Source organism: Cellulomonas fulva, assembly GCF_018531375.1.
Classification (GTDB): Bacteria; Actinomycetota; Actinomycetes; order Actinomycetales; family Cellulomonadaceae; genus Cellulomonas; species Cellulomonas fulva.
Genome location: NZ_JAHBOH010000001.1, coordinates 381,123 through 402,705 on the forward strand (window position 1 = coordinate 381,123; position 21,583 = coordinate 402,705).

Annotated in this window: 18 protein-coding genes; 15 read left to right on the forward strand and 3 right to left on the reverse strand. The window is 75.1% G+C overall.

What is annotated here, in order from left to right; translation table 11 throughout:
• Window positions 1-270 precede the first annotated feature (270 nt).
• The 3 genes from KIN34_RS17015 to KIN34_RS01665 all read left to right on the forward strand — a co-directional run bounded on the left by KIN34_RS17015 (window position 271) and on the right by KIN34_RS01665 (window position 5,012).
• Window positions 271-2,250, forward strand: coding sequence for a glycoside hydrolase family 11 protein (locus KIN34_RS17015; protein ID WP_307858040.1), 1,980 nt, complete (start codon window positions 271-273; stop codon window positions 2,248-2,250).
• A gap of 90 nt (window positions 2,251-2,340) precedes the next feature.
• Window positions 2,341-3,354: a glutaminase A gene (gene glsA / locus KIN34_RS01660; RefSeq protein ID WP_214345976.1), complete on the forward strand. Its 1,014-nt coding sequence runs from the start codon at window positions 2,341-2,343 to the stop codon at window positions 3,352-3,354.
• Window positions 3,351-5,012, forward strand: a complete 1,662-nt coding sequence (locus tag KIN34_RS01665) for an MFS transporter (RefSeq protein ID WP_307858041.1) — start codon at window positions 3,351-3,353, stop codon at window positions 5,010-5,012. Before glsA ends, KIN34_RS01665 begins: the two co-directional genes overlap by 4 nt.
• Before the next feature lie 5 nt (window positions 5,013-5,017).
• Here KIN34_RS01665 and KIN34_RS01670 read toward each other — a convergent pair whose 3' ends face one another.
• Both KIN34_RS01670 and KIN34_RS01675 read right to left on the reverse strand, forming a co-directional pair.
• Window positions 5,018-5,488: a hypothetical protein gene (locus KIN34_RS01670; protein WP_214345977.1), complete on the reverse strand. Its 471-nt coding sequence runs from the start codon at window positions 5,486-5,488 to the stop codon at window positions 5,018-5,020.
• 25 nt (window positions 5,489-5,513) lie between these two features.
• The gene (locus tag KIN34_RS01675; RefSeq protein ID WP_214345978.1) at window positions 5,514-8,168 is read right to left on the reverse strand and encodes a helix-turn-helix transcriptional regulator; all 2,655 of its coding nucleotides are present in this window, start codon (window positions 8,166-8,168) and stop codon (window positions 5,514-5,516) included.
• Between the two features lie 273 nt (window positions 8,169-8,441).
• On the opposite strand from KIN34_RS01675, the gene KIN34_RS01680 reads away from it, so the two are divergent.
• From KIN34_RS01680 to KIN34_RS01735, 12 genes are all read left to right on the forward strand, one after another.
• Window positions 8,442-10,007, forward strand: a complete 1,566-nt coding sequence (locus KIN34_RS01680) for a phage tail sheath family protein (RefSeq protein WP_214345979.1) — start codon at window positions 8,442-8,444, stop codon at window positions 10,005-10,007.
• A gap of 31 nt (window positions 10,008-10,038) precedes the next feature.
• Window positions 10,039-10,518: a phage tail protein gene (locus KIN34_RS01685; protein ID WP_214345980.1), complete on the forward strand. Its 480-nt coding sequence runs from the start codon at window positions 10,039-10,041 to the stop codon at window positions 10,516-10,518.
• Window positions 10,515-11,015, forward strand: a complete 501-nt coding sequence (locus KIN34_RS01690; protein ID WP_214345981.1) for a hypothetical protein — start codon at window positions 10,515-10,517, stop codon at window positions 11,013-11,015. Before KIN34_RS01685 ends, KIN34_RS01690 begins: the two co-directional genes overlap by 4 nt.
• A 6-nt stretch (window positions 11,016-11,021) precedes the next feature.
• A complete protein-coding gene (locus tag KIN34_RS01695) occupies window positions 11,022-11,195 on the forward strand; it encodes a DUF6760 family protein (protein WP_214345982.1) in 174 nt (57 codons plus the stop codon).
• Window positions 11,188-11,655 (forward strand): phage tail protein, encoded by a 468-nt coding sequence (locus KIN34_RS01700; protein WP_214345983.1) that lies wholly within the window; start codon window positions 11,188-11,190, stop codon window positions 11,653-11,655. Before KIN34_RS01695 ends, KIN34_RS01700 begins: the two co-directional genes overlap by 8 nt.
• A 98-nt stretch (window positions 11,656-11,753) precedes the next feature.
• Window positions 11,754-15,149: a hypothetical protein gene (locus KIN34_RS01705; protein ID WP_214345984.1), complete on the forward strand. Its 3,396-nt coding sequence runs from the start codon at window positions 11,754-11,756 to the stop codon at window positions 15,147-15,149.
• A complete protein-coding gene (locus KIN34_RS01710; RefSeq protein ID WP_214345985.1) occupies window positions 15,149-15,805 on the forward strand; it encodes a CIS tube protein in 657 nt (218 codons plus the stop codon). Before KIN34_RS01705 ends, KIN34_RS01710 begins: the two co-directional genes overlap by 1 nt.
• Window positions 15,802-17,577 (forward strand): phage baseplate assembly protein V, encoded by a 1,776-nt coding sequence (locus KIN34_RS17245; protein WP_214345986.1) that lies wholly within the window; start codon window positions 15,802-15,804, stop codon window positions 17,575-17,577. Before KIN34_RS01710 ends, KIN34_RS17245 begins: the two co-directional genes overlap by 4 nt.
• Window positions 17,577-18,011 (forward strand): GPW/gp25 family protein, encoded by a 435-nt coding sequence (locus KIN34_RS01720; protein ID WP_214345987.1) that lies wholly within the window; start codon window positions 17,577-17,579, stop codon window positions 18,009-18,011. Before KIN34_RS17245 ends, KIN34_RS01720 begins: the two co-directional genes overlap by 1 nt.
• Complete coding sequence (locus KIN34_RS01725; RefSeq protein WP_214345988.1) at window positions 18,011-19,948, forward strand: putative baseplate assembly protein; 1,938 nt, start codon at window positions 18,011-18,013, stop codon at window positions 19,946-19,948. The genes KIN34_RS01720 and KIN34_RS01725 overlap by 1 nt, the downstream gene beginning before the upstream one ends.
• Entirely contained in the window at window positions 19,945-20,493 is a 549-nt protein-coding gene (locus tag KIN34_RS01730; protein ID WP_214345989.1) for a phage tail protein, read from the forward strand. Before KIN34_RS01725 ends, KIN34_RS01730 begins: the two co-directional genes overlap by 4 nt.
• Entirely contained in the window at window positions 20,490-20,966 is a 477-nt protein-coding gene (locus KIN34_RS01735) for a hypothetical protein (protein ID WP_214345990.1), read from the forward strand. The genes KIN34_RS01730 and KIN34_RS01735 overlap by 4 nt, the downstream gene beginning before the upstream one ends.
• A 27-nt stretch (window positions 20,967-20,993) precedes the next feature.
• Here KIN34_RS01735 and KIN34_RS01740 read toward each other — a convergent pair whose 3' ends face one another.
• Window positions 20,994-21,581, reverse strand: coding sequence for a hypothetical protein (locus KIN34_RS01740; protein ID WP_214345991.1), 588 nt, complete (start codon window positions 21,579-21,581; stop codon window positions 20,994-20,996).
• Window positions 21,582-21,583: the final 2 nt, after the last annotated feature.

Genomic DNA, 21,583 nt, shown 5'->3' on the forward strand with positions numbered 1-21,583 from the left:
ACGGGGGCGGCCCGCCGTCGTGCGCGAGCCCACGGTCGGGACCGGGACCACCGATTCCTAATCGGTTCGTAACCCGAAAGGTATCGGAAACATCCATTGACCCGGGACCGCGACAGATCCAGACTCGCCGGTGTCCGAGTCGGCCGCGCGACCGCGTCGCGAGGCCGACAGCCGAGCATCCCGGTGCACGATCCACCGCTCCTTCGACGAGGAGGGAGCGAGCACCGGGACCGCAAGTATCGGCAAGCGTCCCGCACGAAGGAGTGCAGCGTGTCCGAGAGAACTCTTCTGAGCCACCGGCGGCCCCGACCGCGCCGGGCCCTGCGAGCCCTGCTGGGCCTGGGCGCCGCGGCCGCCATGGTCGCGGCCGGCCTGGTCACGGCCGGTCCCGCCAGCGCGGCCATCACGTCCAACGACACCAACACGAACAACGGCTACTTCTACTCGTTCTGGACCGACTCCCCCGGCACCGTCTCCATGGAGCTGGGCGCGGCCGGCAACTACTCGACGCAGTGGTCGAACACCGGAAACTTCGTCGCCGGCAAGGGCTGGCGGACCGGCGCGCGCCGGACGATCAGCTACTCCGGCACGTTCAACCCGTCCGGCAACGCGTACCTGACCGCCTACGGCTGGACCCGGAGCCCGCTCGTCGAGTACTACATCGTCGACAACTGGGGCACCTACCGTCCGACCGGCACGTTCATGGGCACGGTCACCTCCGACGGCGGCACCTACGACATCTACCGCACGCAGCGGGTCAACCAGCCCTCGATCGACGGCACCGCGACGTTCTACCAGTACTGGTCCGTCCGGCAGTCCAAGCGCACGGGCGGCTCCATCACCACCGGGAACCACTTCGACGCGTGGGCGTCCAAGGGCATGAACCTGGGCACGCACGACTACCAGATCATGGCGACCGAGGGGTACCAGTCCTCGGGCTCGTCGAACATCACGGTCTCCGAGGGCTCGTCGGGCGGGAACACGGGCGGCAACACGGGCGGCAACACCGGTGGCTCGAACGGCTGCACCGTGACCGCGACCCGGGGTGACTCGTGGTCCGACCGGTTCAACGTCACCTACACCGTGGCCGGCGCCAGCAGCTGGACGGTCACGGTCGCCCCCGGCTCGGGCCAGTCGATCCAGAGCTCGTGGAACGCGACGCGCAACGGGAACACCTTCACCTCCGCCGGCAGCAGCGCCTTCGGGGTCACGTACTACTCGGGCGGCAACACGAGCATCCCGTCCGCGAGCTGCACGGCGACCGGCAGCTCAGGCGGGAACACCGGCGGGAACACTGGTGGGAACACGGGCGGGAACACCGGTGGCAACACCGGCGGCAACGGCTGGACCTGCACCGCGGGGTACGTGGGGCTGACGTTCGACGACGGGCCGAACTCCGGCACGACGAGCCAGCTCGTCAACACGCTCACGGGCAACGGCGCGACCGCGACGGTGTTCCCCACCGGGTCCAACGCGCAGAGCAACCCGTCGGGCATGCAGGCGTACAAGAACGCCGGCCTGACCATCGGCAACCACAGCTGGGACCACCCGCACCTGGTGAACATGAGCTACGCGGACATCCAGTCCCAGCTCACCCGGACCCAGCAGGCGATCCAGCAGACCGCGGGCGTCACGCCGCAGCTGTTCCGCCCGCCGTACGGCGAGTCCAACGCGAACCTCCGGGCGATCGAGTCCTCGCTGGGGCTGCGGGAGATCATCTGGGACGTCGACTCGCGGGACTGGGACAACGCCAGCGCGGCGCAGATCCGCCAGGCGGCGAGCCAGCTCCAGAACGGCCAGATCATCCTGATGCACGACTGGCCGGCGGCGACGATCCAGGCCCTGCCCGGCATCCTGTCCGACCTCAAGGCGCGCAACCTGTGCACCGGCACCATCTCGCCGAGCACCGGCCGCGCGGTCGCGCCGTCGAGCACGGGCGGGAACACGGGTGGGAACACGGGTGGGAACACGGGTGGCGGCACCACCGGCTCCTGCACCGTCTCGGTCCAGCGGGCCGACGAGTGGAGCGACCGGTTCAACGTCAACCTGTCGGTCAGCGGCTCGTCGAGCTGGACGGTGACCGTCCGACTCGGCAGCGGCCAGACCCTCCAGAACAGCTGGAACGCGAGCGTCACGGGCAGCAGCGGCACGCTGACCGCCCGCCCCAACGGCGCCGGCAACAGCTTCGGCATCACGCTCTACAAGAACGGGAACAGCACCACCCCGACGGCCACCTGCGCCACGTCCTGAGGAACGCGAGGGCGAGGTACCGGGAACAGGTCCGGTACCTCGCCCTCCGTCCTGCCCCGTCGCTAGGGTCGGCACGACGAGGGAGGCGACATGGACGTGGGCCTGGACCACGTGGGGCAGCGCGCGGCGACCGGGGCCCTGCCGCCGTGGCAGCGCGTCGACGAGCTGGTGCTCGAGGCCTACGCGTGGGCCCGCCAGGACGCCTCGGGCGCGGTCGCGGACTACATCCCGGCGCTCGCGCAGGCGGACCCGGACGCGTTCGGCCTCTGCGTCGTCGAGGTCGACGGCGGGACCCACACCGCGGGCGACGCCGACGCCGGGTTCTCGATCCAGTCGATCTCCAAGGCGTTCGTGTACGCGCTGGTGTGCGACGAGCTGGGGCACGCGGCCGTCCGCGAGCGCATCGGGGTCAACAACACCGGGCTCGCGTTCAACTCCGTGGTCGCGGTCGAGCTCAACGGCGGCCACCCCATGAACCCCATGGTCAACGCGGGCGCGCTGGCCACCACCGCGCTGGTGCCCGGCGGCGCGCCCGACGAGCAGTGGGCGTACGTGCAGGACGGGCTGTCCCGGTTCGCGGGGCGCCCGCTCGCGCTGGACGACGAGGTCTACGCGTCCGAGTCCGCGACCAACCAGCGCAACCAGGCCATCGCGCGGCTGCTCGAGAGCTACGGGCGGATCGAGGTCGACCCGCTGCCGGTCGTCGACGTCTACACGCGCCAGTGCAGCCTCGTCGTGACGGCGCGCGACGTCGCGGTGATGGGCGCGACGCTGGCGGACGGGGGCGTGAACCCGCTGACCGGCGAGCGTGTGGTGTCCGCCGAGGTCTGCCGCGACACGCTGGCCGTGCTGGCCTCGACCGGGCTCTACGAGCGCTCGGGCGAGTGGCTGTTCGAGATCGGCCTGCCGGGCAAGTCCGGGGTCGCGGGCGGCATCGTGACGGTCGCCCCCGGCAAGGCGGGCATCGGCGCGTTCGCGCCGCGCCTCGACCCGGCCGGCAACTCCGTCCGCGCGCAGCGGGCGACCGGCTACCTCTCGCGCGTGCTCGGGCTCAACGTCTTCGCGTCCTCCGTCCACGACCCTGCGTCCCGGGAGCCCCAGTGACCACGACGAGCACGCCTCCGACGAGCCTGCCTCCGACGAGCGGCACCCCGAACGCCGCGCGCGCCTCCTGGGTGCCGATGATCGGGCTGTTCCTGGCCCAGGTCCTCATGTCCTTCAACGTCGCTGCCCTCCCGGTCTCGCTGGGCGGCATCGTCGAGTCGTTCGACGTGTCCCCCACCGTCGCGAGCAGCGCGATCGTGACCTACGGGCTCGCGGTCGCGGCGCTCGTCATGGTGGGCGCCAAGCTGGGCCAGCGCATCGGCTGGCTGCTCGCGTTCCGGATCGTCATCGCGACGTTCGCGGCATCGGCGCTGATGATGCTGCTCGGGCCCTCGATCGCCTGGATCATCGCGGCGCAGGCCGTCGCGGGCGCCTCGGCGGCCATCATCGTCCCCGCGCTCGTCGCCCTGATCGCCGAGAACTACCACGGCCCCCAGCAGGCCACCGCGGTCGGCTCGCTCGGGTCCGCTCGCGCGATCTCCGGCGTCACCGCGTTCTTCCTCGGTGGCGCGCTGGGCTCGCTGATCGGCGACTGGCGGCCCGTGTTCGTGATCGTGCTCGCGCTCGCGGTGTCGGTGTTCCTGCTCAGCTTCCGGCTGCGCTCGGACCGTGGTGACCGGCAGGTGCAGATCGACGTGGTGGCCGCCGTCCTGATCGGCCTGGGCGTCGTGATGCTGACGCTCGGCTTCAACAACCTCAACGCCTGGGGCGTGGTGCTGGCCACCGACGGGGCGCCGTTCGACCTGCTCGGGCTGTCCCCCGCGCCCGTGCTCGTCCTGGTCGGCATCGTGCTCGGGCAGGCGTTCTTCATCTGGACCCGCCGTCGCATGCGCCGCGGGCTCACGCCGCTGGTCAGCCTCGACGTGCTCCGCTCGAGCCGCGAGCGCGCGGCGGTCTACGCCATGTTCGTCGTCGTGCTGCTCGAGGCGGCGCTGAACTTCACGGTGCCGCTCTACATCCAGATCGTCCAGGGGCGCTCGCCGTTCGACACCTCGCTCGCGATGATGCCGTTCAACCTGACCGTGTTCGTCACCGCGACGCTCGTCGTGCGGTTCTACCGGCGCTACCCGCCGCGGACGATCGGGCTGGTCGGGTTCGTCCTCACGACGAGCGCGCTCGTCTGGCTCGCGTTCGTCGTCTCCAACAACTGGGAGACGCTGCCGACGATCCTCGGGCTGGTCGTGTTCGGCATCGGGCAGGGCGCGCTGGTCACGCTCGTGTTCAACGTGCTCGTCACCGCCGCGCCGCGTGAGCTCGCGGGCGACGTGGGCTCGATCCGCGGCACCACGCAGAACCTCGCGTCCGCGGTGGGCACGGCCTTCGCGGGCGCGCTGCTGGTGACGCTGCTGAGCGTGGGTGTGGGGCGGGCCGTCGTCGAGCACCCCGAGCTGCCGCCCGAGCTCGTCGCGCAGGTGGACCTGGACCAGGTGAACTTCGTCAGCAACGACGCGCTGCGGGAGGTGCTCTCCGGCACCACCGCGACGCCCGAGCAGGTCGACGCCGCCGTGGAGCTCAACGAGGCGGCGCGGCTGCGCGCGCTGCAGCTCGGCCTGCTGGTCCTGGGCGGGCTCAGCGCGCTCGCGCTCGGCCCGGCCAGCCGCCTGCCCACCTACCGCCCGCACGAGATCCCGGACCCCAGCCCGGAGCCGACCGACTGAGCCCGTCAGGACGGCGGGCGCAGCCTGCTGACCGGGACGCCGAGGATGGTGCGCTCCGGGACGGGCAGCGCGTCGAGCTCGGCCGGCGGCTCCGGGTACGCGGCCGGTGCCGGTCCCAGCCAGATGCGCCACAGCACGCCGTGCGCGTCGTCGCCGTCCCGCGGGGGCGCGTGCACCTCCGGGTGCACGCTGCCGTCGACGAGCACCACGGCACGCTCGTCGTACCGGGCGAGCTGCCCCGCGAGCGCGGGCACGTGCTCCCGCGGCACGAACCCGACGATCCCGTTGCGCCAGACCAGCGCGAGGTGACCGTCGCGGCCGCGCTGCACCTGGACCTCCGCGGGCACCGCGCGCCCGCCGTGCCGGTCGTTCCCGAGCGCCTGCACGATCGCCCGCTGCAGCGCCGGCGCCTCGGCCGCGTGGAAGCCCTCGGCGAGCTCGATCCGCTCCCGGGGGCGACGACGCAGCAGGCTCATGCGCCCAGCGTGCCACGCGCGGCGCTCAGCGCAGGACCGCGGCCAGCCCCTCGCGCGAGTGCACCCCGGACTTGGCGAACACGCGCGCGAGGTGGGAGTCGACCGTGCGGACCGAGAGCGTGAGCCGCGCGGCGATCGCGCGCGAGGTCATGCCGCCCGCCGCGAGGGCCGCGATCTCGCGCTCGCGGGGCGTCAGCGCCACGGGCGGCTCGACGGGCGGCAGCCACAGCCCGCACCGGTTCAGCTCCCGCTCGGCGATGCGGGCGAGGTCGGCGTCGCCGGCGGCCAGCGCGGCGACGTGCCCGACGAGCGCGACGGCGCGCTCGCCCTCGACGGCGTGCGCGAGCTCGAGGACGCGGGCGCGCACGTCCGCGGTGCTGGTGCCCGCGCGCACCAGGCGGTGCAGCGCCTCCAGCTCCACGCGGGCGGCGCCCCGCTCGTGCGCCCACCGCGCGAGCTCCGCCGCCTCGGCCGCCACGGCCGGGTCCCGCAGCCACGCGAGCGCGTCGAGCGACAGCAGCCGCACCTCCGGCTCGAGCGCGGCGGCCGCCCGCAGCGGCATCGCCCGGATCGCGTCGAGGAGCAGACGCGCGGCGTTCGCCGAGCCGGTCGCCGCGACGGCCAGCGCCTCCGCGGCCGTGGTGTACGCGGCCATGCCGCCGCGGTCGTTCACGCGGAGCCGCGCGTTCGCGGCGCGCAGGTCCACGGCCGCCTGCGACCACGCACCGACCAGGATCCCCGCGACCCCGCGCGCGGCCTGCTCGGCCACCCAGTCGAGCGGGACCGGCTCCTGGCCCACGCTGCGCAGCCCCTCGTCGGCCAGGACCGCCAGGTCGCCCGACCACAGACGGGTCAGCACGTCGACGAACACGATCTCGCCCACGCCCCACCGGTAGCGCTCGGCGTGCGCCCGGGCCAGCGGCAGGTGGCGGGCGCACAGCGCGCGGGCGTCGGCGAACCGGCCCGCGTCCGCGAGCGCGAGCGCGGTGGGGGCCACCAGCCGCACGGCGGTCGCCGGCACGCGGGTCGCGGTCAGCACGGCCAGCGACTCGGCGCGGTGCTCGGCGCCGTGGCCCGCCCAGCCGAGGCGGGTCAGCCGCGTCGCGCGCAGCTCGTCGCGCCACGTGCCGGGCGCGTCGACCGAGGCGAGCCACGCCGAGGTGTCCTCGACGACCGCGAGCGCCTCGTCGATCCCCGCGCCGGAGACGTGCAGCGTCGCGGCGAGGACCTGCACCGCGTCGACCAGCCGCAGCGCGCGGTCTGCGTCGATCACGGTCGACGAGCGCAGCGTGTCCACCACCGAGCTCGCGTCCTGGGCGGCGCGCACGAACTCGCTCTGCGACCACCACGCCTCGGCGCGCCAGCACGTCAGCCGCGCCCAGTACTCGCTGCCCACCGGCGCGGTGGTCAGCGCCAGGTCGGCGAGCCGCACCACGACGTCGGACTGCTGCTGCGTGAACGCCTCCGCGACGGCGGCCTCCATCCGCTCACGCCCCACCTGCAGGCCGGAGTCCATGGCGAGCAGCACCGAGCGGACCAGGGACGCACCCGAGGACGAGTGCGTCGAGCCGGAGACCAGGTCCAGCACCTCGCGGCGGCGGCCGCCGGGCACCCGGGCGCGCACCGCCTCCGCGTAGAGCGCGTGCGCCAGGTCGACGACGACCTCGCTCCCGCCCGTCGCGGAGGCCTGCGGCCGCAGCGTCGCGACGCCGGTGTGCGCGAGCTCGTCGACCGCGGACCGCGGCGCGACGTCGAGCAGCAGGCTCAGCGGCGCGGGGCACAGCAGCGCGACCACCTCGAGCGCGCGCTGCGCCTCGGGCGACAGCCGGGCCACGTCGTTCTCCACGATCTCCATGAGGCGGGAGCCGGGCGTCGCGCGGCCGGTCCAGACCCAGACGTCCTCGTACGCCCGCAGCGCCCCCGAGGCCCGCTCCGCACGCACGAGCTCGCGCGCGTGGAAGACGTTGCCGCGCGTCTCCGCCCACACCCGGCGCACGGTGTCCGAGGTGGGCGTCCCCCCGAGCTCGCCCGCGAGCCACTGCTCCATCTCCGCGACCGTGAACGGCTCGACGTCGATGCGCTCGACGACGTCGTCCTTCCACAGCTCCAGCCAGGGCGAGCCGGCGGCGCCGGCGGGGCGGGTGGTCGCGACCAGGCGCACCGCGTTCTGCCGCACCACCCAGCCGAGCGCCTGCGCCGACGCGTCGTCCAGCAGGTGCGCGTCGTCGAGCCGCAGGACCAGCGGGGCGTCGCCCGCCAGCTCCGCGAGCGACTCCCCGAGCGCACGGACCGTGCGGGCGAAGCTGCCGATCGCCAGCAGCTCGTCGCCCAGCAGGGGCTCGAGGCCGGACAGCGGCAGCCCGGCGCGCGCGGCGGCACCCGTCAGCGCGACCACCACGGGCGCCCGGCCCTCGACCGTCAGCCCCTCGAGCGCGCGGGCCGCGAGGGCGGTCTTGCCGACGCCCGCCTCCCCGACCACCAGCACGCTGCGGCCGCCGCGCAGCGACTCGCGCAGCAGCTCGACCGCGTCCCGCCGGGACTGCGGGGTCACCCACTGCCGGCTGGCTGTGACGGTCGCGGGGCGCGTCGCACGCTCGTCGTGCACCCCGGTGCGGGACGGGCGGTGCGGGACGGGCACGACGAGCGCCTCTCGGCCGGTGTGCAGGGACGTTCGTCCCATGATGCCGTGCCGGGCCCGGTGGTCCGTGGTACACGACCAGCAGGCGGACTGGACGGACGTCCGCTTCCGGGGCGCGGGAGGCGGGCGGAGCGGCGCGTGCCCGGGGGTGCGACGAGCCTGCCGCGGCGGTCGGCGGACGTTGCGTAGCGATTACCGATGCCCGGCAGGACCTTCGTTCCTAGCCTCGGGTTCGACCCACCTGCGTCTCCAGACCGACCCGCGCCGGTGTCCCTGAGCCCCTCGCGCGGGCAGCTTCCGAAAGAAGGACCGCCAGTGCCCACCTACACCGCGCCCGGCGTCTACGTCGAGGAGATCCCCTCCAGCCAGAAGGTCCTCGCGTCGGCCCCCACGGCCGTCGCCGCCTTCGTCGGCTTCACGGCGAAGGCGCCGACCGACGACCCGAACGACCCGGACGGCCTGGCCCCGCGCCTCGTCACCAGCTGGACCCAGTACGAGGCCCTGTACGGCGGGTTCGTCGAGGGCGCCCTGCTCCCGCTGTCCGTCTACGGCTACTTCCTCAACGGCGGCGCCACCGCCTACATCGTGCGCGTGCCGAACGCCGAGCCGTCGGGCGAGCCCGCACGCCTCGAGCTGCCCGCCACGGACCGTTCGCTGGGCCTGCCGCTCGCCGTCGAGTCGGTCGAGCCGGACGCGGACATCACGGTGCTGGTCGAGACCCAGGACGCGGGCGACGAGGACGGCCCCGCGCCGTTCAGCATCACGATCGTCGAGGGCGGCGAGGCCGTCGAGTCCTACGACGACCTGACGCTCGGCGGCAAGCGCGACGCCGCCACGGTCATCAACAAGACGTCGACCCGGGTCAAGGTCGAGATCAAGCTCGAGCAGGACACCGACCTGTCGAGCCAGCTCGAGCTGCTCAAGCCGGGCGCCTACCCGCTCGAGAAGTCCGCGCCGAAGCCGGTGCCGGTCTCGGGCCGCAAGTTCGCCGGCTCGGAGTCGAGCCGCTCGGGCATCAACGGCCTCGCGATCGCCGAGGACGTCACGATCGTCGTCGTCCCCGACCTCCTGACGGCCGCCACCAAGGCCGACGGCACCGTGGACCTGGGTCTGTGGAAGGCCGTGCAGACCAGCCTCATCGCGCACTGCGAGCTGCACGCCAACCGCGTCGCGATCCTCGACGCCCCTCCCGGGATGTCGCCGCAGCAGGTCAAGGAGTGGCGCTCGGCCGACGCGCAGTACGACTCGGCGTTCGCCGCGCTGTACTACCCCTGGATCAAGGTCGAGAACCCGACCGGCACCAACGGCAGCAGCGAGATCCTGGTCCCGCCGTCCGGCCACGTCGCCGGCGTGTGGGCCCGCACGGACGAGACGCGCGGCGTGTGGAAGGCCCCGGCCAACGACACGATCCGCGGCGTCCTGGACGTCGAGCGCTCCATCACCCAGAACGAGCAGGGCGTGCTCAACCCGATCGGCATCAACGCGATCCGCCCGTTCGGCACGCGCGGCATCCGCGTGTGGGGCGCGCGCACGCTCGCGTCGGACACCGACTGGCAGTACATCAACGTGCGCCGGCTGTTCAACATGATCGAGTCGACGATCCTCGAGGGCACCCAGTGGGCGGTCTTCGAGCCGAACGACGTCGCGCTGTGGGAGGGCGTCAAGCGCACGCTCAACGCGTACCTGCGCGGTCTGTGGCAGGCGGGCGCCCTGTTCGGCGCCTCGCCGGACCAGGCCTTCTTCGTCAAGTGCGACGAGACGACGAACCCCCCGGAGTCCATCGACGCCGGCAAGCTCGTCGTCGAGGTCGGCATCGCGCCGGTCAAGCCCGCCGAGTTCGTGATCTTCCGCATCAGCCAGAACAAGCAGATCGCGTCCTGACGCGGCGCCCTTCTAGACCAGGAGCACACCGATGCCCAACGACCTCATCGCCGGCGACCCGCTGATCGCCCAGAACTTCTTCCTCGAGATCGACGGCTCCGTCGTCTCGATCCTGTCCTCCGTGAGCGGTCTCGACATCGAGATGGAGGTGGCCACGACGCAGCAGGTCGGCAAGGACGGCAAGTCGCAGACCATCAAGACGCTCGCGGGCCGCAACAAGACCGGCGACCTGTCGCTCACGCGCCTGGCCGTCGCGGACGCAACCTCGGACGCGCTGTGGAAGTGGTTCCACGACATCCGCAGCAAGGGCATCCTGCAGGGCGACCGGACGAACAACCGCAAGAACGGCTCGGTCGTCCTGTACGACTCCACGCACGCCGAGATCGCGCGGTTCAACTTCACCAACGGCTGGCCGAGCAAGATCTCGACCGACCAGCTCTCGGTGGACTCGAACGACCCGGTCAAGGAGAACATCACCCTGGTGATCGAGACGCTCGAGCGGGTCAAGTGACCCTCAGGACCCGTTACGAGTTCACGCTGCCGCGGGGCTACGTCGACCGCGACGGCACGGTCCACCGCGACGGCGTGATGCGCCTCGCGACGGCCCGTGACGAGCTCGAGCCCCTGCGCGACCCCACGGTCACCGGCCCGGACGACCCGCGGCTGACGATCGTGGTGCTCGCGCGGGTGGTGGAGTCCCTGGGCTCGCTGCCGCAGGTCACACCCTTCGACATCGAGGGGCTGTTCGCGGCGGACCTGGCCTACCTGCAGGACTTCTACGGCGTCATCAACTTCGGGACCGCCGAGGAGTTCGAGGAGTTCGTCGCCGCGCAGCGTGCGCTCGGTGCGGCGCCGGGGACCACGTCCCCGGCGCCCGCCGGCGCGGCCTCGTCGGACCCGGCACCCGCGGAGCAGGGTGGGTCCGACGAGGACGCGACGCCCGCGCCCGCGCTGCCGCGGCCCGGCCGGGCGGCGATCGAGGAGATCCGCTCCGAGGCACGTCAGTAGGCGACGATGCTGCGCTACCCCGTCGACGCGCTGTGGCAGGAGATCGCCTACCTGGCGTACCACCTGCACTGGCCGCTGCAGGACCTGCTCGACCTCGAGCACATGGACCGCGTGCGCATGGTGCGCGCGGTCTCGGCCATGAACGCCCGCGCGTGGGAGGCGGTGAGAGACAGTGCCTGAGCAGCCGCTCGGTGGTGACCCCGCCGTCGCCGCCAACTTCGTGTTCGAGGTCGACGGCGTCGAGATCGGGTCCTTCATGGAGGTCAGCGGGCTCGAGCTCGTCGTGACCACGCAGGAGTACGCCGAGGGCGGGCAGAACCAGTACGTCCACCGCTTCCCCGGCGTGATGCGCTGGCCCAACCTGGTCTTCCGGCGCGGCCTGGTGAACTCCGACGCGCTGTTCTCCTGGGTCGGGAAGTCCTCGGGCGACGGCCTGGCCGCGAACCAGAACACGCTCACGCGCGCGACCGGCGCGGTCACCGTCGTCGACGGCACGGGCGCCCGCCTGCGCTCGTGGGAGCTCGAGGGGGTCTTCGCGGTCGCCTGGTCCGGCCCGCGTCTCGCCGCCGAGCTGGCCGAGCCGCTCGTCGAGACCCTCGAGGTGGCGCACAACGGCTTCCGGGCCGCGACGAGCGCCTGACCGGGACGGCTGACGAGCAGGTGACGGCAGGTGACGAGCAGGTGACGGGCACAGCGCGGGGACGGACCGTCGGGAGCAGGCTCCCGACGGTCGCCGGCGTGCCCAGCGCCACCGGTGACGGCGCCGAGGACGGCAACCGGCTGGGCCGCTCGCTCGGGCTGCGCTGGCGCCGGCCCGGCCCGCCCGTGGGCCGTCCGCGGCCGTCGCCGATCGGCTCGCTCGCGTCGTCGTCCACGCGCTTCTCCCGCGGGTGGGGGCGCCCCGTGGAGGTCCGACGAGCCCTCGCGGGACCCGCCGCCCCCGTCCGGGTCCGCGGCGCGGCCGCCGAGGCCGTGGCGCCGCCACGGTGGTGGGCGCAGACCGACGCCCTGCGCACGACGATGGACGAGGCCGAGGCCGCCGCCGTCCCCCGCGGCCTGCCCTCCGTGGTCCACCAGATGCCCACCGACTCGACGCGCCGGCCCGGCGCGGTCCCCGCGCGCCTGGTGCCGGAGACCATCCGCGTCCGCGTCGCCGAGGACGTGCGCGCCGCCGGTCGCATGCTCACGTCCGCCGACGGCGCACGTCCCCGCTCCGCCCGGCCGGACCGCCCGGTCCCCGCCGGCTCCGCCGCACGACCGTCCGCGAGCGCCCGCCCGAGCCCCCCGGGGAACGCCGAGGGACCCGGGCGCTCGTCGTCCCCCGCGCCGACGGCCGGCCGGGTCGCCCGGGCTCCCAGGACCGCGGGGACGACGACGAGCGCCGCCACGGCGGGCTCCATCCCGCCTCCGGCGTCGCTGCCGGGGCCGCCCGCCGGGACGTCGACCGCAGCGCTGCCCGGCCCGCCGGTCGCCGCGGCCCGTCCCTCCCCCGGCGGCCGCCTCCTGCGCCGCCGCGCGCTGGCGACCGCGACCACCCGCGCCCGCACCGCACGCCTCGCGCCCGCGCCCACGCGACCGCCCGTGCCGGCACCCTCCGGTGCGACCGCGCCCGCGCGGCCGCTCCCGAGCGCCCTCGCGGGCACCACGGCGTCCTCGGCCGAGCCGCTCGCCGCGAGCACGTCGCGGGCGTCGTCGGCTCGGGCGTCGGCTGGGATGTCCTCGGGCGGCGGCTCGCCGGCCGGGACCTCGCCAGCCGGGGTCCCGTCGGCCGGCGTCTCGTCAGCCGGGTTCTCGTCGGTTCGCACCTCGGCGGCGGCCGGAGAGCGACCCGGCGTCCTCGTCGCGCTGCGGTCCGTGCCGCGCGGGCTCGGGGCGAGCGCCGGCAGCACCGGTGACGGCACCGCGCGCGTGCGACGCTGGGTCGCGCCGTCCGGACCCGCGCTCGCCGAGGTCGCCCGCCGGCAGGCGCTGGAGAGCGTCGGCACGACGCCCGGCGCGCCGACGACCGCGCACTCCGCGACGGGGTCCACCGTCCGCGCCACGACGCCTCCCGCCGCGCGCTCGGCGGCACCGACCACCGCGACAGCGTCGCTGCCACCGACGACCAGCGCCACGGCCGGCGCGGTACCTCCGAGCACGGCCGGCGTGAGCGCGGGCCTCGCGGCTGCGAGCCCCGCTCCGACCCACCTCGCACCGGCCAGCCCAGGCCCGACGAGCCGCGGGTCCGCGGCTCCCGGCGAGGGTGCGGCTCAGGGCCGTCCGACGGGTACCGCGCTCGGCGGCGTCCCCTCGAGCGACGACCGGGCCTCCTCCAGCACGTCGAGCAGCAGCACGAGCCCCGCAACGAACGGCCCCGCGGGCGGAGCCGCCACCGGCGCACCGAGCGGCTCGGCCGTCGGCGCCGCGACGAGCTCGGCGCTCAGCACGACAACCAGCACGACCGCCAGCACGACCGTCAGCGCGGTGGGCGCGCGCTCCGCGGCGGTCTCCGGCTCGGCCGGCCCCGGCGCCCTCACGGCCCCCACGCGCGCCGCGGGTCCGGTCGGCCGCGCGCCCCTGCGCCGGCTGGCGACCGCGCACGCGGGCTGGTCCCGGCCGGGCGCCGGGCACCAGCGCGCGGGGCACCGACCGTCCTGGACGGACGACGCGCGGCGCGGCCTGGGCATCGAGGCGTCCACCGTGCGCCGCGCGACGCGCTGGGCGCTCGAGCCGGCGACCGCCGTGCGGGCCGGGGTCCGGCCCGGGGTGACGGCACCGACGCCTGCGGCGCTCGTCGCGGGCGCACGCGCGGACGCGGTCGCCCTCGCGGGGAGCGCCGGGACGCCCGGCACGCCGGCCCGGTCCCTGTCCGCCGGGGCCCGGACCACGACGGGCGCGACCTCGATCCCGACGCCCACGTCGCCTGGCGGCGGGAGCACCCGCCCGGGTCCGCGATCCGCGAGCGGCCCGGCCGCACCCGTCCGACGCTTCCCTGCGACGCTCGCGCCGGCCGCCCCCGCCGCGTCCGCGCACCCGACCGCGCCCGTCGCTCCCACCGCGGGAGGGGCCGGAGCGCCCGCGGGCGGCCGGACCGCGGGCGGAGCCTGGGCGGAGAGCGCCGCCGCCTACGCCCGCTCCCAGCAGCCCGCCGCGTGGGAGTCGCGTGGCGGCCAGGGGACCGGACCGGGGAGCGCGCTGCGCCTGCTCGGGTCGGTCGCCGTCACGCCCGCCTCGGGCGCCACGGCCCGCCCCGTCGCCCCCTCCGCCGTCGGCGCGCCGGCGTCCGGTGCCGCGCGGACGTCGGCCGGCCCGACGAGCACGGACGCGCCGACGGCCCGGAGGACGACCACCGCAAGCGCCCGCACGTCGTCGGACCGCACGCCCGACCGGGCGGGGACGGTCCGCACGCCCGGGACCCTCGACCGCGCCGCCGGGGCGTCCGCGCCGGGCGCTCCCGCCACGCGGACCGTGCGCCGCTGGGTCGCGGGGACGCCGGGGCCGACGACGACGCGCGGCCGGTCCGGCGCGCTGCGTGCGCGCGGGACGGCGCCCGGTTCGGGCCTCGCGGGCGGAGCCGCCGGCGTGCCGGCGCCCCCTGCGGCGCTCTCCGCGCTGGCCGCGGCCGGTGGCGCACCACCTGCACCCGCGGTCGCCGCGCAGGCGCCGGCGCTGCCCGCGTCCTGGCGCGTCGTGCCGCCGCGGACCGCCGGTCTGCGCCCCGCTGCGGCGCCCGCCCCGGGCAGCCACCGCGAGACCGGTGCCGCGCCGGGCGCTCCCGGCGCCGGCGGCGGGCTGCCGGCCAGCGCGTTCCTCACGCCCGGTGCCCTGGCGGCGGCGATGGTCGGGTCGCCCGGCTCCGCCGCGCCCGGTGGGCCGCCGGTGCCCGCGTCCGCCTCGTCGTCCCCGGCCCTTGCCGGGCCCGCTGCCACCACCCCGGGAGCCGCCATGTCGTTCCTCGACGCCCTGCCCACCGGCGGCCCCGCCACGGGACCGGACGTGACCGCGATCGCCGACCAGGTCGAGGCGCGGGTGATGGCGCGCGTGCACGAGTGGCAGCGCGACGGGCTGGACGAGCACGTGCTGCAGCTGGTCGAGCGGCGGCTGGCCGAGGAGATCGAGCGTCGCGCGTGGCGCCGCGGCACGGAGGTGTTCTGATGACCGGGATCGAGAAGGCCTTCCTCGAGATCGAGGGCGGGCAGCGCGTGCCGTGCCTGTTCAACCCGGCGCAGCTGCAGATCTCGCGCTCCAACCTCTGGGCCGCCACGCCCATGCCCGGGCGCGGCGTGCCGCGGCTGCGCTACACGGGTGCCGAGTCCGGCGTGCTCAAGGTCGACCTGTTCTTCGACACGACGCACGACGGCACCGCCGTCAGCGCCCACACGGGCAAGGTCGTCGCGCTGATGGACGTGGACCCCACGCTGCCCGGCACCGACGAGACCAGCCACAACGCCCGCCCGCCGTACGTGACCTTCCACTGGGGCGACCTGCACTCGTTCAAGGCCGTCGTGGCGGACCTGGACCTCACCTTCACGTACTTCTCCACCACCGGTACGCCGCTGCGCGCGACCCTGGCGCTGACGCTGCGCCAGTACGAGGAGTCGCAGGCCTTCGGCCGGCAGAACCCGACGTCCGGGACGCCCCGCCCGCACCGCGTCCACCGGGTGCAGGCGGGCGAGACCCTGGACCGGATCGCCGCGACCTACTACGGCGACGCGACGCGGTGGCGCGCGCTGGCGTCCGCCAACGGCATCGCGGACCCGCTCGCGCTGCGGCCCGGCTCGCTGCTCACCGTGCCGAGGATCGACTCGTGACCGTCGCCGCCGACACCAAGCTGCGCACCTGGCCGCGGATCACGGCCGACGGGTCGGACCTGCCCGAGTCGTGGCTCGCGGAGCTGGTCGAGCTGCGGGTCCGCACCGGCCTGCGCGCGGTGGGCCGGGCGACGCTCACGTTCACCGACCCGGTCTACGCGCTGAGCGAGGCCACCGACCTCACCGTCGGCACCGCAGTGAAGCTCACGTCCCTGCCGGACGGCGCGGCGTCCCCGTCCGTGACGCTGCTCGAGGGCACGGTCACCGCGATCGAGACCGAGCTCGTCGCGCACGGCGGCGCCCTGCTGACCGTCACGGTCGACGACGCGGCGGTCGACCTCGCGCGCGCGGAGGGCGCCGAGACCTACCACGAGATGACGTACCCCAACGTCGTCTCGCAGCTCACGTCCGAGGTGCGGATGACCGCCCAGGTGGACGGGCTGCCGGCCACGGTCATGCCGTTCACCATGCGCAACGACACCCGGCTCGGCCTGATCGACGAGATCGCCCAGCGGTACGGGTGCGACTGGATCGTCGAGGGCACGGTGCTGCACCTGTGGCCCGCCGCCACCGGCAACCTGACCGGCGCCGGCCAGGCGCGGCTCACCGTGGGCTCGGACCTCTTCGGGTTCGCCGTGCGCCAGGTGAGCGACGCCCCCACCGACGTCACCGTGCGCGGGTGGGACGTCGCCCAGCAGCAGGCCATCGTCGCGACCGCGAGCAGCCCGGCCGCGCGTGCCGGGCGGGCACCGGCGACGACGAGCGGCAAGAAGTTCGAGCTGACCGAGGCCCGCCTCGGCGTGCGCTCCGACGCGGACGCCCGGGACCTCGCGAAGGGCCTCGCGGCCCGGACGGGGCGCATGGTCGCGCGCGGGCGCGCGGCGTTCACCCCCGCGCTGCGGGCGGGCGGCATGCTCCTCGTCGAGAACGCCGGGCCGGCGAAGGGCACGTACTACGTCCGCGAGGTCACGCACGTCGTCGACCAGTCGGGCTCGCGCACCTCCTTCGTCGCGGGCGACCGGGACCCGGTGCGGCTCGGCGACGCCGGCACGCCCGCGCCGGGCGTCTCGAGCTTCCGCCGGGGCGGGCTCGCGGTCGCCCTGGTCGACAACCTCAAGGACCCCGAGAAGCTGGGCCGCGTCAGCGTCTCCATCATCACGGCGTCCGAGCAGGCGAAGTCCGCCTGGGCGCGCGTGCTGCAGCCGGGCGCGGGGTCCGAGCGCGGCCACCTGTTCCTGCCGGACGTGGGCGACGAGGTGCTCGTCGGGTTCGAGAACGACGACCTCGCGCGGCCCGTGGTGCTCGGCGGCCTGTACGGAGGGCGCGCGAAGCCGCACCAGGCGGTGGTCGACGACAGCGGCCGCCTGGTCGCGCACGTCATCCGCACGCGGTCCGGGCACGTGATCGAGCTGGCCGAGGGCCAGCAGGAGTCGGAGCAGCACGTGCTGCTCAAGCTCGCCAACGGCGCCCAGCTGCGCGTCGGGCAGGACGCGGTGCTCCTCGAGGCCCCCAGCGGGAAGCCGCTGACCCTCAAGGCGGGCTCGTCGTCCATCACGTTCGACGGGAACGGCAAGATCACCGTCAAGGGCACGACGATCGAGCTCGCCGCCACCGGCGCGGTCGGCGTCGACGCCAAGGACAAGGTGACGGTCAAGGGCACGCTGGGCGTCGCGCTCGAGGGGCTCGAGGCGAGCCTCAAGGGGCAGGCCAAGACGTCGGTCGAGGCGAGCGGGGTCGTCGAGGTCAAGGGAGCGATGGTGAAGATCAACTGATGACCGAGCTCACGCCCCGCACGGCCGCACCCGCCGCGCCCGACTTCGTCGGTCGGGGGTTCGCCTGGCCCATGCACGTGGACCACACCGGCTCGATCGCCCTCACCGCCGCGGGCGGCGACCTCGAGGACGCGATCCGCGTGGTCCTGCTGACCGCACCCGGCGAGCGCCTCATGCGGCCGCAGTTCGGCTGCCGCATCTGGGACCTGCTGTTCGAGCCCGTGAACGCGAACCTGCTGGGCCTCATCTCCCAGGCCGTGCGGGACGCGCTGGCGCAGTGGGAGCCGCGGATCACGGTCGAGGAGGTCGCGCCCGAGCAGGACGACGACGACTCGGGCCTGGTGCGCATCCGCATCGCCTACCGCGTGCGCGCGACGAACGACCGCCGCAACCTCGTGTACCCCTTCTACGTCATCCCCCGTGAGGACGCCTGATGCCGCTCGACCCGCCGCACCTCGACGACCGCTCCTTCCAGGACATCGTCGACGAGACCAAGCGGCTCATCCCGCGGTTCACCCCGGAGTGGACCAACCACAACGTGGCCGATCCCGGCGTCGCGCTGATCGAGCTGTTCGCGTGGATGTCGGAGATGGTGCTGTTCCGCGTCAACCAGGTGCCGGACCGCATGTACGTCCACTTCCTCAACCTGGTCGGCATCGAGCCGTTCCCGCCGAGCGTCGCGCACGTCGACCTCACGTTCTGGCTGTCCGCGCCCGCGGAGCGCCCGGTGCGCGTCCCGCTGGGCACGCAGGTCGCCACCGTGGGCGACGAGCCCGTCGTGTTCTCCACGTCGGTCGAGTCGCTCGTCGCGCCGCCGGAGCTGGTCGCGGCGCAGGCGGCCACCGGCACCGGCCAGACGCACGACGTCTGGGAGGACATCACCGTCCCCGGGGCGGCCGCGCTCTGCTTCCCGTCGGAGCCCGTGGCCACCGACGACGCGCTCTACCTGGGCACGCGCGGGTCCCTGGCCGGCTACGCCGTGCGCCTGGACCTCGCCGCGCGCGCCGAGGGCATCGGCGTCGACCCGCGCAACCCGCCGCTCGCCTGGGAGGTCTGGGACGGCGAGGCGTGGGTCGCGTGCCAGGTCGAGTCCGACGGCACGGGCGGCCTCAACAAGTCCGGCTCGGTGGTCCTGCTGGTGCCGCAACGCCACGAGCCGCTGCTGCTCGGCGGCGTCCTGGCGCACTGGCTGCGCGTGCGGCTGACCCGGCCGCAGCCGGGCCAGCCGACGTTCCAGGCGTCCCCGCGGATCTCCTCGGCGAGCCTGCAGGCCGTCGGGGTCACCGTGCCCGCCGAGCACGCCACCACCGTGCCGGCCGAGCTGCTGGGCCGCTCGACCGGGTCGCCGGGCCAGGTCTTCGCCGTGTCGGTCGCGCCCGTCGCCGAGCGCCGCGGCGAGGAGGGCGTGCTCGTCGTCGACCGCGGGCGCACCGAGCACTGGCAGGAGGTCCCCGACTTCGCCGCGTCGGGTCCGGGCGACCGGCACGTGGTGTGGGACTCGACCACCGGCGAGGTCCGGTTCGGGCCCGCCGTCCGGCACCCCGACGGCATCGTGCGCCAGCACGGCGCCGTGCCGCCCGACGGCGCGGAGGTCCGCGTCAGCGCCTACCGCACGGGCGGCGGCGCGCGTGGCAACGTCGGCGCGCGCACGCTCGTCGCGCTGCGCAGCGGCCTGCCGTTCGTCGCGTCGGTGTCGAACGCCCGGGCCGCGAGCGGCGGCGTCGACGCCGAGTCCGTCGAGGAGGCCAAGCTGCGCGGGCCGCTCACGCTGCGCACCGGCCAGCGGGCTGTGACCGCGTCGGACTTCGAGGCGATCACGCGCCAGGCGTCCGTCGAGGTGGCCCGGGCCCGCTGCCTGCCGGCGACCGCGAGCGGCTCCTCGGTGGTGCGCGTGCTCGTCGTCCCCGCCCTGCGGACGGACCCCCGGACGCACCGCATCGACGACTTCGCGCTCTCGTCGGAGCTGTTCGACGCGGTCGCGGACGCTCTCGACGCGCGCCGCATGGTCGGCGTCCCCGTCGAGGTCGGCACGCCGTACTACCAGGGCGTCAGCGTCGCGGCGCTCGTGCGCTCGCTCCCCGGCCGGCCCGCCGCGATGGTGCGCCAGCGCATCTCCGACGCGCTGACCCGCTTCATCCACCCGCTCACGGGCGGCCCGGACGGCGGCGGCTGGCCCTTCGACGCCCAGCTGACCGCCACCGCGGCCGCGCAGGTGGTCGAGGGCGTCGACGGCGTGCTCGCGGTCGACGAGCTGCAGCTGTTCGAGTACGACCTGCGCACGGGGCGGCGCATCGGCGGCGGTCGCGAGTCGATCGCGCTGTCCGACAACGCGCTGTTCCTGTCCGCCGACCACCGCGTGGTGGTCCGATGACCGGCCGGCCGCCGGACTGGCTGCTGCGCCAGCTCCCGCACGGGATGCTGGCGGACGACTTCTTCGTGCGGTTCGTGTCGATCTTCCAGGAGCAGGCCGGCACGCTGCTGCAGCACGCCGACAACCTGCCCCACCTGGCGGACCCGGACCTGACGCCCGTCGCGATGGTCCGGCACATGGCCGGCTGGCTGGGCCTGGACGGCATCGACGCGTCCTACCCCGAGCCGGCGCAGCGCCGCATCCTGCACACCGCGTCGCGCACGCTGCAGTGGCGCGGCACGGTCGCCGGGCTCACCGCGCTGCTCGAGCTCTACTCGGGCGGCCCCGTGCAGGTCACCGAGAGCGGCGGGGTGTTCCGCGAGGGCGAGGCGCCCGACGACGTCGCGTGGGTGGTCCTCGAGGTCGGGTCCACCGGCCCGCTCGCGGAGCACGACTTCCTGGCGCTCGTCCTGGACGAGCTGCCCGCGCACGTGCACGCTGAGGTACGGGTCGCCGGACGCAGGATCTGGCCCGTGCTGGCGCAGGAGAAGGAGCTGGCCTCATGACGAACCTCGACGAGCGCCAGGGAGCAGGGGTGGACGACCTCGACGTCACGTGCCCCGAGTGCGGCACGGTCACGCGCGTGCGCGCCGACCGCCGCCTCGCGAGCGACTTCTGCCCGACGTGCGACTACCCGCTGTTCTGGGCCCGTCCCTCGTCGAGCCCCGTTCCCGACGAGGACGGCGACGACGCCCGCTGGCGCGCGCCCGGCGCCTCCGGGGCGCTCACCGCCTCCACGCTCGCGTGCCCCGCGTGCGCCGAGCTCAACGTGCCCACCGCGGTGCGGTGCGTGCGCTGCGGCTCGTCGATGACGCCGCCGCCCGCGCCCGCCGAGCCGCCGCCCCCCGCGCCCGCGCCGGTCGTCGTCGTGCAGCAGGCGCCGCCCGAGCCCTGCGGCCACCCCGACACCTGGCTGGTCGTCACGCTGACCGCCGTCATCACCGCCACGCTGACCCTGGCGCTCGTCTGGCTCCTCTGACCCCCGTGGGCGGTCGGTGCGACGCGGTCAGCCGACCGTGCCGACGGCGGCGGGCACGGTGAGGGTCCCCCGGGGCTGACGCCGGCCCGCGTGGACCAGCGTCGCGTACCCGATGCCGGCCGCGACCCAGCCGAGCTGCACGTTCATCAGGTACGGCTGGAGGCCCTCGGGCATCCCCGCGGCCCTCAGGACGGCGCTCGAGGCGAGGGCGTCGCCGAGCGAGGGCAGGAACCCGAGGCAGGCGACGAGCACCGCGATCACGGTCGCGTCGGCGGAGGGCACCACGAACCACCGGGGGCCGACGGCGGACCGGGACCGCGCCTGCCGGGCGAGCATGAACCCCAGGGCCGCGACGACGACCCAGAAGAGGACGAGCCCGAGGCGCGCGACGATGCGCTCCCCGCCCTCGAGATCGCTGAAGTAGAACATCCCGACGGACTCGACGTGGGTGAGCCCGGGGTCCTGCGCGAGGGCCGCCTGCGGATCGAGCCGCACCCTCACCGTGGCGTCGCTGCGGGTCAGGCCGTTGACCAGGTAGATGCAGGCGAGCGCGGCGCCGCCCCACCCCACGATGGTGCCCCACAGCCGTGCGCCTCGTGCTCCGCGGTAGAACATCG